Source organism: Photobacterium lutimaris (assembly GCF_003025555.1).
Lineage (GTDB): Bacteria > Pseudomonadota > Gammaproteobacteria > Enterobacterales > Vibrionaceae > Photobacterium > Photobacterium lutimaris.
In genome coordinates this window covers 362131-375307 of the sequence record NZ_PYMH01000001.1, presented here as the reverse complement: position 1 = coordinate 375307, position 13177 = coordinate 362131, and the positions used below count along the sequence as shown (strand labels likewise).

13 protein-coding genes and 1 tRNA gene are annotated in these 13177 nt (G+C 45.4%); 4 read left to right on the top strand and 10 right to left on the bottom strand.

What is annotated here, in order from left to right; all coding sequences use genetic code 11:
* Nucleotides 1-334 precede the first annotated feature (334 nt).
* Entirely contained in the window at nucleotides 335-1069 is a 735-nt protein-coding gene (locus C9I99_RS01425; protein WP_107347060.1) for a class I SAM-dependent methyltransferase, read from the top strand.
* Nucleotides 1070-1347: 278 nt separating this feature from the next.
* Here the strand turns inward: C9I99_RS01425 and selB are convergent, their stop codons facing one another.
* The 3 genes from selB to C9I99_RS01410 all read right to left on the bottom strand — a co-directional run bounded on the left by selB (nucleotide 1348) and on the right by C9I99_RS01410 (nucleotide 4826).
* A complete protein-coding gene (gene selB / locus C9I99_RS01420) occupies nucleotides 1348-3162 on the bottom strand; it encodes a selenocysteine-specific translation elongation factor (RefSeq protein WP_107347059.1) in 1815 nt (604 codons plus the stop codon).
* On the bottom strand, nucleotides 3159-4526 hold the full coding sequence (gene selA, locus C9I99_RS01415; protein WP_107347058.1) for an L-seryl-tRNA(Sec) selenium transferase: 1368 nt from the start codon (nucleotides 4524-4526) through the stop codon (nucleotides 3159-3161). The genes selB and selA overlap by 4 nt, the downstream gene beginning before the upstream one ends.
* Before the next feature lie 208 nt (nucleotides 4527-4734).
* Nucleotides 4735-4826: transfer RNA gene (locus tag C9I99_RS01410), tRNA-Sec, on the bottom strand.
* A gap of 345 nt (nucleotides 4827-5171) precedes the next feature.
* Here C9I99_RS01410 and C9I99_RS01405 point away from each other — a divergent pair.
* The 3 genes from C9I99_RS01405 (at nucleotide 5172) to C9I99_RS01395 (ending at nucleotide 6804) form a co-directional block, all read left to right on the top strand.
* Entirely contained in the window at nucleotides 5172-5615 is a 444-nt protein-coding gene (locus tag C9I99_RS01405) for a GrdX family protein (RefSeq protein WP_107347057.1), read from the top strand.
* Between the two features lie 285 nt (nucleotides 5616-5900).
* Nucleotides 5901-6203 (top strand): hypothetical protein, encoded by a 303-nt coding sequence (locus C9I99_RS01400; protein ID WP_133638200.1) that lies wholly within the window; start codon nucleotides 5901-5903, stop codon nucleotides 6201-6203.
* A 115-nt stretch (nucleotides 6204-6318) separates the two neighbouring features.
* Nucleotides 6319-6804, top strand: coding sequence for a VOC family protein (locus C9I99_RS01395; RefSeq protein WP_107347055.1), 486 nt, complete (start codon nucleotides 6319-6321; stop codon nucleotides 6802-6804).
* Nucleotides 6805-6866: 62 nt separating this feature from the next.
* On the opposite strand, the gene C9I99_RS01390 is transcribed toward C9I99_RS01395, so the two are convergent.
* The 7 genes from C9I99_RS01390 to C9I99_RS01360 all read right to left on the bottom strand — a co-directional run bounded on the left by C9I99_RS01390 (nucleotide 6867) and on the right by C9I99_RS01360 (nucleotide 13100).
* A complete protein-coding gene (locus C9I99_RS01390; protein WP_107347054.1) occupies nucleotides 6867-7844 on the bottom strand; it encodes a hypothetical protein in 978 nt (325 codons plus the stop codon).
* Nucleotides 7841-9097: a cytochrome-c peroxidase gene (locus C9I99_RS01385; protein WP_107347053.1), complete on the bottom strand. Its 1257-nt coding sequence runs from the start codon at nucleotides 9095-9097 to the stop codon at nucleotides 7841-7843. Before C9I99_RS01385 ends, C9I99_RS01390 begins: the two co-directional genes overlap by 4 nt.
* Complete coding sequence (locus C9I99_RS01380) at nucleotides 9069-9476, bottom strand: FixH family protein (protein ID WP_107347052.1); 408 nt, start codon at nucleotides 9474-9476, stop codon at nucleotides 9069-9071. The genes C9I99_RS01385 and C9I99_RS01380 overlap by 29 nt, the downstream gene beginning before the upstream one ends.
* A 523-nt stretch (nucleotides 9477-9999) precedes the next feature.
* Nucleotides 10000-11043, bottom strand: a complete 1044-nt coding sequence (gene selD / locus C9I99_RS01375; RefSeq protein ID WP_107347051.1) for a selenide, water dikinase SelD — start codon at nucleotides 11041-11043, stop codon at nucleotides 10000-10002.
* A 131-nt stretch (nucleotides 11044-11174) separates the two neighbouring features.
* Nucleotides 11175-11354, bottom strand: a complete 180-nt coding sequence (locus C9I99_RS01370) for a hypothetical protein (protein WP_244916296.1) — start codon at nucleotides 11352-11354, stop codon at nucleotides 11175-11177.
* Nucleotides 11355-11546: 192 nt separating this feature from the next.
* On the bottom strand, nucleotides 11547-12803 hold the full coding sequence (locus C9I99_RS01365) for a PTS ascorbate transporter subunit IIC (RefSeq protein ID WP_107347050.1): 1257 nt from the start codon (nucleotides 12801-12803) through the stop codon (nucleotides 11547-11549).
* Nucleotides 12804-12812: 9 nt separating this feature from the next.
* Nucleotides 12813-13100, bottom strand: a complete 288-nt coding sequence (locus C9I99_RS01360) for a PTS sugar transporter subunit IIB (protein ID WP_107347049.1) — start codon at nucleotides 13098-13100, stop codon at nucleotides 12813-12815.
* Nucleotides 13101-13177 lie beyond the last annotated feature (77 nt).

The following is a 13177-nucleotide window of genomic DNA, read 5'->3' as shown; positions in this document are numbered from 1 at the left end:
ACCGGAAAGTATGTTTCTAATCCTTCCCCTGTGAGTTGACTCACTCCAGTGCCAAGGCATACCAACGGAGGCGCCGCCAGCAAGTTTTTGATCCGTTGTAAGTTACGCCCGATAACTGACTTTTCATCAAAGAGTCAGTTAATAACTTTTTCTCATGCTAACAAACGTCCTAGACTCGAAACACTCAAGTGTCTACTGAGTGGGGAGTTATTCACAATACGAGAAATGAACCACCATTGGCATAAAAAATGCTGATTCCTGATGCTTTTTTTAACAATCAATTTGTCGAGCTTATTTTCAAATCGACATGCAAATTGAGAATTAGGATGAGATTATGGAACAGTTTATTGAGCTTTATCGAGATACTGCCAAGGGTAAGTGTAAGACTACCGACAGCTACAAAGGCTTACCTATACACGCTCGTAAAGGTTTACATCAACGCGCACTTGAGATTGTTACTGATATCCGAACGTTAAAAAACGCCGAAGTGCTTGATATTGCAGCAGGCTCTGGGGCGATGTCATTACGTTTACTTGATAATGGGGCGAGTGTAACTTCTGCAGATTTAGTCGAGGAAAACTTTAGAGTTGAACATCCATCATGTCACTTTCATAAGCTTGACTTAAATAACGATTTTTCTGGATATCTAAGCAAGAAGTTTGATGTCATCATTGCACTGGAAATCATTGAGCACATCAATAACACCCGTCATTTTATCAAGAACTGTAGAGAGTTGCTAAAGCCTGGAGGTTTACTGGTCATCTCAACACCCAACATAGGTTCAGACTACGCAATTGCAGAAATGATATGTAAAGGTACGTACCCATATTTTGATGATGATCATTATTACAATGGCGGGCATGTTAATCCAGTATCGCCATGGCAGTTGGAACTGATATTAAAAGACTACCAGTTGGACTTGGTGCAATTTGATAGCTTTGGTCAAGCACAGTTGCGTTTTGGGGAATGGCCAAAGTTATTTATTACTCACAAGTTAGTCTCTTTTCTAAGGGCTGTGCAAACTAGACCAAACGGCGTTATAAACCTCTATGCTATATCAAATACATAACAAGGGTGCCATGTGGTAGGTGTCCATACGCCACCTAATTCGTGTTTTGCTAAATTAGTCAATACCGCAACGCCGAATTGTCTAGTTATGACACTCCGATCAAGACCAAATAGGTGTGATCAAGACCAAATAAATCTCAATGCCCTTATCAGGTTTGAGCGCTGTTATATCACGCACATACGCAGCAAGGTTTTCTTGCTGCGTACAAAAATCAAAAAGCCGATGCTCAATCTAAGCATCGGCTCTGATCTACCTAACAGCTGACCAATAGATAATCACTAGACGCACTCGGTCTCCAGCGTTTTCAACACTTGCCTGTCATTATCAACCCGCTTGATCCAGCCATCAGCTTCCATACGGTTGAGTAGTGGGATTATATATTTGCGGGATAGTCCTGTTCGCTCTCGCGCTTCAGAGATAGCAAAACGGTCACCCACTGACTGCTCTTGAAGTAAGTCGTGAACTAAACCTTGGTAAACCGATGCCAAATAGTAGATCTTACCTTCCATCGGTACCGCAAAACCCAGCCGGACAAGGTTTCTGAGCTCCTTCTGAGCCCCTGGGATTTTCTCTTTGTCGGCCTCGTAGCCTTGCTGGCCAGCATGATCCATATGCGCAAGGATCTTCTTCGCCGTTGGCGATAGCTGGGCTTCATTCTGGCCGCTTCCAAGTGAGTAAAGCTCATTAGAACGGCGAAGCTTGCCCTCCTCGACCAGCACATCGAGCGCGGCGGATAATGGGGCAACCGCCATCTGGCACTTACCACTCAGCTCATTCACGGATAGGTCAATCAGGCCTAGTTTGAGGGTATCTTCGACGTGCTGGTGAGTCTGGTTAAAGCACTCTGCGGTAAAGAGCCAATCACCACACACTTGATAACCTGACTCATCAAGTACTTGCTCACCGCGTTTTGCATACCCATACAAAGCCATATTGATGGTAACGTAATCTTCCCAGGCAGGGTGTTCAGGCATCGCCATCAGAAGCTCATAAAGTTTGTTACGGTCACTCTTAGCAACGGCGCCTGACCAGACAATGCTGCCACAATTAAGGATCCGGCTACCGCCATGCTGAATAAGCAACGCTCGCTGATTCCAAAAGCAACTTGCCGGCGCTTTCAGACGTAGTCTGGCAAGGTTGGTACCCTTGAAGACAAATATCTTAGCAAGTGTATTGAACGTGCCAAAGGCCAGTTCTACTTCACTGTTGTTTCGGCACGGCTTGCCAGATGAAGAGCCCTCAAACAATTGATTGTCCAGCCGCACAATCAGCTCATCGGTGACAAATGAGCTCTCCTTGCGACGGGTCAAACAGAAGCCCCGCTCGACGTCTTTTTTCTTGATGCCCTTAAGGCCAATCGCCACCCGGGAAACCGGTTTGGCCAGTTCAATATTCTGATGGTACGACTGCAAGCTTTTCACCTGCACTTCACGACCACCCGGCAGCATGTAGAGCTTCTGCCCAACGGCAAACTCTCCGCCACAGAGACTGCCCGTTACTGTCGTACCCACACCATTGACGGTAAAGACGCGGTCAATGTACAGGTGGGCATGACGTTCAGCATCTTCACGATCGCTGTCTATCTCTTTATCAAGCGTATGGCAAATATACTGCCGCAGCCGCTCTATGCCTTTATCTTCGTGGGCTGAAACCGTGACTGAGTCAGGAATAAAGCCCGCGATATCGAGAAACTGCTCAAGAGATTCTTCTTCGACCAAGGCCAACATATCATCATCAACCAGATCCGATTTGGTGATCACCAAAGTGACATTATCAATCCCCATCGAGGCGATCACTTTGAGGTGATCTGTGGACATTTGCATCCATCCCTCATCGGCCGCGACGACAAAGAGCACCATGTCGAGGCTCCACACCCCAGCCACCATGTTGCGAATAAAGCGCTCGTGGCCGGGTACATCAATCACCCCTACAGGCTCACCGTTCTGATGTTTGAAATAGGCAAAGCCCAAATCAATGGTCATACCCCGCTTTTTTTCCTGTGGTAAGTGTGCGGTATCGATACCCGTCAACGCTTTGATCAATGCAGACTTACCGTGATCGACGTGCCCTGCCGTGCCGACAACATAACTCATTGCAGTAGCTCCGCCAGTTGGCTTCGCAGGTATGGAATCTCTGACGGTTCAATCGTCGCCATATTGAGCTGGACCTTGTCACGCTTGATAACACCAATCACCGGCAATGGCCATTGCCTCATTACGGCAAGTAACTTCTCTGGAGACCGCTGGAATGCAGGCTGGCGTGGATTGATCTGTACTGACCATGATGGATCAGACTGATCCGGCAGTGATCCCCCACCAACGATCATCTCAGATTGCACAACCGATATGTGCTCATTAAACCCAGTGATGAGCTCTTCAGCCCTTTGCTCAAGACATGTGAGATCGGCATGACTCTTTGTTTCCGCGACCCCCTTTCCTTCTTCCCGCTGGTTAAGCTTTCGCACCACCAGCTCTTCCAGCAATGAGTAAACAATCCGGCTCGGGCGGAAAGCGCGCATCATCGGGTTCTTTTCCAGTTGCTGGATTAACGCATCTTTCCCCGAGATCATGCCAGCTTGCGGACCACCAAGGATCTTATCACCGGAGTAGCACACCAGATCCGCCCCAGCATCGATATAACTGGCAACAGTTGGCTCTTCTGGCATCTGCTCGGTCGTGGTACCAGAACCTTGATCAACCGCGAGAACAACGTGATCCGGAAGTGCATTTGCCAGCTCTTTCACATCCACCGATTCGGTAAAGCCACGGATCTTAAAGTTTGAAGTATGCACAATCAGCACCATGGCCGTTTCATCGGTTATGGCATCGAGATAATCTTGAGTCGTCGTTATGTTAGTGGTACCGACTTCCACCAGCTTGGCACCCGATAAAGCCAAGATATCAGGGATCCTAAACCCACCACCGATCTGGATTTGCTCACCTCGAGACACAATCACTTCTTTGCCTTTGGCTAATTCATGCAGCAACAAGTAAATGGATGAGGCATTATTATTCACAACGAGGGTATTCTCGCCTTTGACGAGATATTGCATCAGTTGCTGGAGCAACCCTTTGCGCTTACCTCGCTTACCGGTGCTCAAATCAATTTCTAAATTACTGTAATGGGTATTAACCTCTGCCACCTGCTGCCAGAGTTCAGCATTGATTGGTGAGCGTCCCAGGTTTGTATGAACAATAACCCCTGTACCATTTACAACTCGCTGCAAGCGCTGTTGGTTTAACAGCCAACATGCTCCCTCAATATTGTGATACAACTGCTCAAGAGAAAATAGATGTGTATCAGGATCCTGCAAATGCTGCGTCTTATACTGTGCGACTTGTTCTCGGACAGCATCTGCAACCACAGGCCGGCTCAAGCGCTCGATGAAAGGTGCTAGAAAAGTTTGCTGGAGGATTTTTTCAATTTGTGGAATTGACGATAAGGTGCTTACAGCCATGATAAAGCCCCATAAGTTAAAAATAAAACTGCGGAAATAAATATTCCAACCGTTAAGAATTGCGTAGGGCTTTGAAAAAGTCAGGGACAATAATAAATGGAGACTTATAAAAGAATCAGTGGTACTAAAATGCCGCCGTCATTTTCTCCCCTGAATAAAACATGCGTATTTTCGATGTTTTATAATTTCTGAATTGTTAGAAATGAGTTGGCGGAAGGAGCAGGAATCGAACCTGCCAAAGCCTATTCGGCTCACGTCGGTTTTGAAGACCAGGAGGGCCACCAGACCCCATCCACTTCCGTGTTTCGATGAATTCAATATAACTATATTAATCATTGCTTTAAAGGTAGTTCTAGTCATTCTGTGAGCTTACAGGCAAAGTGAAAATATTATGCAACAAAATGTATTTAACTGTGCGCCAGTTAACATTATCTCTCCTACCTATTATTTGCACCTTGTCTCTTTTATCACTTTTAAATACAGATTAATTACAGCCAATTAACATCACCAACAAATTAACTTATATGAAACATTAGTTTGCATTCAAGATTTAATTTTTAGATAAAATAACTAACAGGATCAAATTTGTGCATTGAGAATGAATTTATAATGTAGCGTGATATAACAAAAATAATGGATTAAAACGTGAGATACGACAGACTAGAAATTATCAGCAACAACTTGAGCCTTGCGACCTTATCACCCCACATCACCATCACTCACCGGGATCATATTCTGGATGTATTAACATTGGCCCGTGACAAAATTCATCAAGGTGCAAGATTAGTTTCCCATCCTTTAGCGGGTAGCGTTAAGCCCCACAAAACCCCTTATCGGAGTATTGTGTTGCTTAACCAGCAAGACGGCTTAGACATGGAGTCACTCAGCACCATCGAGCAAGCTATTGAGCGTTATCAAATTCTGTGTAAACCCAACCCAGATCACATGACGTTAACTGCAGCGGATATTCATCGGGTGTTTCCCGAGAAACAGAACAGAGATTTCCAATTCATTGATCTACAACTGATCAAGTCCAGCTTAAGTGCATTGGGGATCCGGTTTGCCGATTATCAAGCTGCCGTTGTTTAACACAACATACCGTACATCATCCATAACTTGGTAAGAGGCTAACGGTATATCTAGCCTCTTACAGTATTCACCGCTAGCTTCAGAGCTCTACCCTCACCTTTTCATCGATTTAGTCCTAGAGCTTGAAATGGTATGCAGTCCGCCTGTAAATTTTAACTGGGGAAGAATTGAAGCACTTGTAGAGTCCGTAAATAACCAGTCCATCAAATGACATAACTCTAACTTTAACTTATTAAAAAGAAAGTAGAATAGTTGTACCCAAGTAGACGATTTTAAAGGGATGGCATGTCTAATTTACAGCCACAACACTCCATGTATGACAGCGCTTGCCAGGTGGAGCAAGTAGGCCGAGTGACTGTTGTTTGTTCAGAGCATCAACTGAACTGGGTGCATGATATTGAGTTCGCCGGTGTAGAGGTCGTCATCACTACGGCAGCGGATTGTTACCAGTATAACTTAAAGCGGATCCCTTCCATCCTGTTCCATGAACATGGTTTTATCACCAGCGGAATTAAACTATCAACGGCTATTCGTGATCTCGAAAAGATTTTGCTGCGAAAAGCGAAATACAACAAAAGCCAGAAATGATAACGTAGATTTATTATATTTATAATTTTTGATAATTTCAGTTAATCATCATTCCTCCATATACTCATCCCATCAAAACGAATCACGCAACAATCATCAGAGCCTGGAGCGAATTATGAAAATGAATCACATTGGTATCATGGTCGGCAGTATGGATAAAGCCGTTGAGTTTTATACCAAAGCACTTGGCCTTCATATCGTTATGGATAACACCAACGTTATTGAAGAACGCGAAACAGCCATTGGTAGAATGTGTATCGCCGTGTTTGGCGAAGGTTTCAAAGGTTTTAATATTGCACACCTTGTGACAAGCGATGGTATTGGCGTTGAACTGTTTGAAATGAAAGAGCGCCAAGAACGCCACGAAGTCGATTTCTCACGCATTGGTATTTTCCACTTCTGTCTACAGACAGACGACTTCGCGGGCGTGATTGAAAGGGTTGAGCAATTCGGCGGTAAAGTACGTATGGACATCATGCGCTACCACCCTGAAGATGATAACAAGCCAGCAAAAATGATTTACCTAGAAGACCCGTTCGGCAACCTGTTTGAACTGTACTCGCATACCTATGAAGAAACTTACGCGACAGATTACGAATAAGATCGTAAGATATTGAATAAAAAGGATTGGCAGTGATGCCAATCCTTTTTGCTATGATGAGATTACGCATTGCAATCTTTTACTTTCGATGGCTGCAAACCAGCTGTTCTGTTGACCGATTCACACAGCAGAATAAATGCAATCGCGAAAATAGGCAGGTGACCCAGCACATCTTTTGGCCCTGCAACATACGTTGTGATCAGAAAAATGGTTGCCAGTAACCCCACGACTAGCCGATTGGCTAAACCCAGAATCAACATCAGGCCAAGCAGAGCTTCACTTAATCCAACAAACCAAACGAAATGATGGTTGGTGAAACTCTCCCACCCGAACAGTTGGAAAAAATTATAATGTGGATACATATCGAGGAAAGTAAGCGATAATCCGGGAAGCATTAATTTGTTGTGAAGCCCCAATATCAATAATTGTAAACCCAGCATCATTCGCAACAAGTTTACTGCGGCCTGCCGTCCCCCCAGTTGATATACAATGCCAGAGAACATTTTTTTATCAAACGGTGAAATATAAGGGCCAATAAGTACCAGTGCACCACCAATTCCCAGGAGTTCGGGTAAATAATCAACCGCGGCCGCAAAAGGTAATAGTATGCTTGATGCTAGCGCAATGAAGAGTATAACCAGACCGCTGATTGTTACCGAAAAAACCATCACCGTTGCCACCGCGATTTGCAGGCTGATACCTATCATTTCTTGGCCCGTATTTAATTGCAGGTTCGGTGCAATAAACTCACCGAGTACAACATTAAGAATGAAAAACAGCGCCATAACAACGGTTAATATACGCCAGAAAAAAAAGGAATCGGTCATTATAGGCTTTGATGTGATAGAGCCCAACAACACGCTTCGGGTGACAATAGTTGCCATCAAGCAAAACCCGAGAATAAAGGTTAATATAGAGGCAAACAACACATCAATAGGTAGAGTGGCATCAGTATACTCCGACGAGTTAACAAACCATCGGACATGGGCCTGAGAGGGTAACGAAAATAAACCAAAAACTAAAAGTAAAATGAATTTCATTCTATTTTCTCCTTGCCGTGAGTTAACCCCCATACTGATGAAGGAGCTATTCCACTTTCAAGTGATGATAAAAATTGCTCGAGTTGCTCAAGTTGAAATGGGAAAAGATAAAGTGGCTCTAGTTCTGTATGACCCAAGCCATTGCGAGGAGAACGATTATAATAATCCAATACCTCGCTAAGATGAGTAAATGACCCATTATGCATGTAGGGAGCGGTCAGGGTGATATTCCTCAGTGACGGTACTTTAAAGGCATGGCGTAACTCTTCTCCCTGTGTTTTTAAATAAGTGAGCTCATCACAATTTCTGCCCTGCCTGTCGGCATATTGGCTTAAACAATTAAACTCACTGGAAATGACTTGTGGAATGGCCGCTAGACGCCCTTCATCTTCAATACTCTTTGGAACGGCGGTTGCGGTAAAATCACCATTAGAAAACATCGGGCCATTATGACAACGAATACACCCTCCCCTCTCGCTAATAAAAATGCGGAGACCCGCCTCTTCGGCTGGGTCTAGGTATTGGCTTGCCGATTCAAAGTCCTTCCTCACGACCGCTTCAACATACCGATCAAACCGAGAGACATCTGGCATAAGACGAGCCTGGTAAGCCGCTAGTGCTTTTCCGATAGAGGCAAAAAGCTGGTTTACCTGAGCTCGTTGCTCTTCACTCAACCCCTCCCAATTTTCATTATGGCTGAATGAAGACGTTTGTTGCTGGAGGAACCACGTTAATGCGGGCGTTTCTCCAAACACACCAATAAAGTCTGCTAAAAAATGGTTAAGAGCAATATCAACAGCTTCAAGCCGAGTCAGCGCATGTTCACCAGGATCTTCTAGCGGAAATAATGCCTGGGCCCATAAACTATCAGCTCGGCCATCCCAAAATTGCCAAGAGAAAGCAGCAGCACCAACCACCGTCGGTGTATTACGCTTTCCATCAACAGGCTTACCTGAGGTAAAATAATGCTTAGGTTGATGGCAATGGGCACAAGATGTATTGCCGTCTTGGCTAAGCAACGGGGAGAAAAACAGTTTCCGACCAAACTCTGCTGCAGTATCACTGTCTAGGTAGGCATTGCCGGGATCCGTCACCGTCGGAAGACTGGCTAAGTGCAGAGACTGCAGTTGCTTTAATTCTGCCTGGCTCCATTGATGGCGGAGAGCTAGCTCTTCATCGAGGCACCCAATCGCTATCGTGCACAATGATAAAAAAGTGAAAGCCTTAAAGCATAAACTCAAAGATAAATTCATGGTTCCGCTCTCTGTCGTCCTTACATGACAAGATCACTTGCCATGCCCCTGGCATTTGAAATTTCAAGCCATCGATTCGATACCAACCAGCCTTTATATCTTGGTGCCATTGCGGTTGCGTCGGTAAGCCATGACGATGGGCTGGCATCCCCCCGCTCACTTGCTGTGGACGGCAATCGGCTGCTTTTCCTTTTTTACCCGTTATCTGCAAGTGCCAGCTATGTATCTGGTTAATTGGAACCTGCAGCTCTGTTGCAGGCTGAACACTTTGCGCTAGCCAGCCAAATTCACTAACCGCTTCAAGTTTCACTGATGGGGTTGCAAACGCATTATGTAGCGTTAAGCCAAAGAGGATAATGAGCCTTTGAGGCCAAATCATAAATATATTCACCCTATTAGATAATTTTGTTGTTTAATTTTATCTCTCTTTTTCAGCTCTTATATTGATTCAATAATCAATATAATGACAACACACTAAAAAACAGTTAAATATAATTAATCCATAATATTTTTAATCTAAAAAGTGGAAAAAATACCATTGAGAATGTCTCACTCTCGTTGCAATTATTCCTTTATGAAGCAGCGTCACACATTAAAGAAAAGCCAATCACAGCTGCATAGTATTTTAGTCAATAGTCACCACCAATAACCATAATTCACAAGTGGTTAATTAGCCACGTTCAAAATTGAAATATTTATTACTTATCAGAAAAAATAAAATAGCCAGCCGTTTCCGGCTGGCTTGGTCTCATGTAATAAAACAATGACACAAGGCTAGACTTAGAATACCGTTTGGTCATCAATCTTGGTTTGAAGTGCACTGGGAGGGGATCCCAAGATAGAATTGATTTAGCAAGGTGCCGGCTTCGGCTAAAGCCGGACAACCTGATTAAATACCGGGACTAGCTGACCTTGAGGCCAGAACCATCCTCGGCAAACCCGACAACCCAACAGGGTTCATCTTGACTGCTAAATTCAGTTAATAACGCATCCAGACAATCTTTCGGTACAGCTGCCAGCAGGCCACCGGATGTTTCCGGACAGCACAACTTGCGATGCCAACTTTCATCCAAACCATCGTCGAAAGCTATGTCTTCACGATACGCATCAAGATTGCGCTTCGCCCCGCCAGGGAATAACCCTTGGGCGGCATAGTCTTCAGCTTCTGGTAAGAACGGCACCTGCTCCGCCTTGAAGTGCATACAGATATTACTTTTCTCTGCCATTTCATGGGCATGGCCCAGCAGTGAGTAACCAGTAACATCGGTACAAGCTTTGACGGGGTAGTTGGCAAATATCTCAGCCGCCTTGCGGTTTAGCTTTTTCATATTGTCAGTAGAGGCTTGAATCGCCGCCTGACTGGCTTTGTCGCGTTTCGCCGCGGTTGAGATAAGTCCGGTACCAATCGGTTTGGTCAGTACCAGTACATCGCCACTTTCCACCGCCGCCTTGGTTTGCACTTTAGACGGGTGGATAATGCCCATGACAGACAAGCCAAACTTCGGCTCACTGTCTTCCACGGTATGACCGCCAACCAATACCGCGCCAGCTTCACGGACTTTCTCCGCCCCGCCTTTGAGGATTTGGCCGACAACCTCTTGTGGAAGGTCGGTTGGCACACAAAAGATATTCATCGCCAATGTTACCTGCCCACCCATGGCATAGACATCGCTAAGGGCATTCGCCGCTGCAATAGCACCAAAGTCATAGGGGTCATCCACGATTGGAGTAAAGAAATCCAATGTTTGGATAACGGCAACATCGTCGTTGATTTTGTAGACGGCAGCATCATCGCTTACCGTCAGCCCAACCATCAGATTGGGATACGCTTGTTCGGGAAAAAGGGGTGAAATGGACTGCAGAACCTGCGCCATGGCCTTGGGGCCTATTTTAGCGGCTCACCCGGCTTTCTTGGTCATCTGTGTCAGACGTACTTTCTCTGTCATCTCTAATTCCTTTAAAGTGGACGGTAAGGGTACCTAGCACGCTGTAACAGCGAAACACACCTAAGTACCCGATGATCTATTCCAATGGAGCAGAATAGTGTAATTATCTGGATTTAAAGCATAAATCCATGTCAGCTGATATAGTCTGCCTCAACTAACTGGTTTTTTGCTTGTTCCAAATCATCTTTTGCCACTAGCACGATAGGGCCGGTACACCCCATCCCAATACGGGCAAACATCTTCGATAGCGAGGATATCAATCCCGCCGATCTCTGCATCAGTGACTTTCTCTGGTGGGGCAACCACCGCATCTTTCACTTCAGCAGCCGGCTTGGTTTGTGTTTACCTTGTACCCCGTCTCAACAAACTTATCGAGACGGTTGTTACGGAAGAAACAACAACGAAAGACACACAGACGGCGTAATCAACGAAATAATAAGAGCCCGCAACCTTAAACGTTGCGGGCTCTTAATAGTATTTTATCAGCGTTATATCAGGTGCAATTAGCGAACAATCAGCCCCAACAAGATACCGACGATACCGAAGTCAGCATCACTGAATGTGGTGTTGGCAAAGCCAAGGTCACCCAGCACCGGTAGCAAAAATACCGGTAGGAAGGTAATCAGTAGGCCTTGGGCAAATGCACCCAGCATTGCACCGCGACGACCACCAGTTGCGTTACCGAATACACCTGCCGCTGCACCTACGAAGAAGTGGGGAACAACACCTGGGATAATCACTGTCAAACCCATGATGTACAGCAGGAACATACCGATAAGACCCGCGGTGAAACTTGATAGGAAACCAACCAGTACCGCATTGGGTGCGTAAGGGAAGACAACCGGGCAATCCAGTGCAGGCTTAGCATTTGGTACTAACTTGTCAGAAATCCCTTTGAACGCCGGTACGATTTCCGCGATAACCATACGTACACCTTGCAAGATGACATATACGCCCGCTGCAAATGCGATTGACTGCATCAGGGCAAACATAAACCAGTGCTTACCACCGCTCACTTCACGTACGAAGTCACCACCTGCGAACAGACAGGTAATAATGAAGATAATGCCCATGGTGAAAGAAATCGCCACCGGTGTATCGCGCAAGAACAGTAGGCTCTTAGGCACATTCATATCTTCAGTCGAGTGTTCTTTGTTACCGAACTTGCTGCCAATGAAACCCGCTAGTACGTAAGACATGGTAGAGAAGTGACCGATTGCCACATCATCTGAACCCGTTACCTGCTTCATGTACTTGTGCGCAATCGCAGGGAAGAACACCATCACCACACCGACGACCAATGAGCCTACCGCAATCAGCGGTACACCAGACATGCCGCTAGAAGACAGGATCGCTGCCACCATCATCGACATGAACAAGGTATGGTGACCTGTCAGGAAGATGAATTTCCACGGCGTCAGGCGTGCAATCACGATATTCACAACCATCGCAAAGAACATGATCATCGCCATTTCTTTACCGAAGGCTTCCTGCGCAATCGACACAATCGCTTCGTTATTCGGAACAACACCTGTGATGCCAAAAGCTTCTTGGAAAATGGTGGCGAAATCACCAAGTGAAGTCACTACCAAGCCGGCACCGGCACCAAGGATCACAAAACCCATAATAGTTTTGACGGTACCCTTGATACACTCTGTTACTGGTTTTTTCTGGGCAATCAGGCCGATCAAAGCAATCAGGCCGACAAGGACGGCTGGCTCGGCCAGCACGTCATTCATTAAAAAGCTGAAAAATTCCATCGCTACCTCTTACAGAGCGCCAAGTTCTTTTAGGGCTGCTGACAAGCGCTCTTTCATCGCATTCTTATCAACCATGTTATCTAGCGAGACAATCTTGCCTTCAACGCCCTGAGCAACCAGTTGCTCAGTAATGTCTTTAGTACCGATGAAAATGTCACATGCTGTACCCTTCGCCGAACCCAAGTCACAGTGATCAACTGCCGCAGCCACTTCTAGTTCTTTAACGATGCTCTTCAGGCTCATTTCCATCATTAGGCTAGTACCAAGACCGTGACCACATACAACCATAATTTTCATAATATTCTACCTTTCACTTCTTACACGTTATTAGTTTGCGAAAAATTCGCTGTAATTTGTTTGGCCGAAGCCATTTG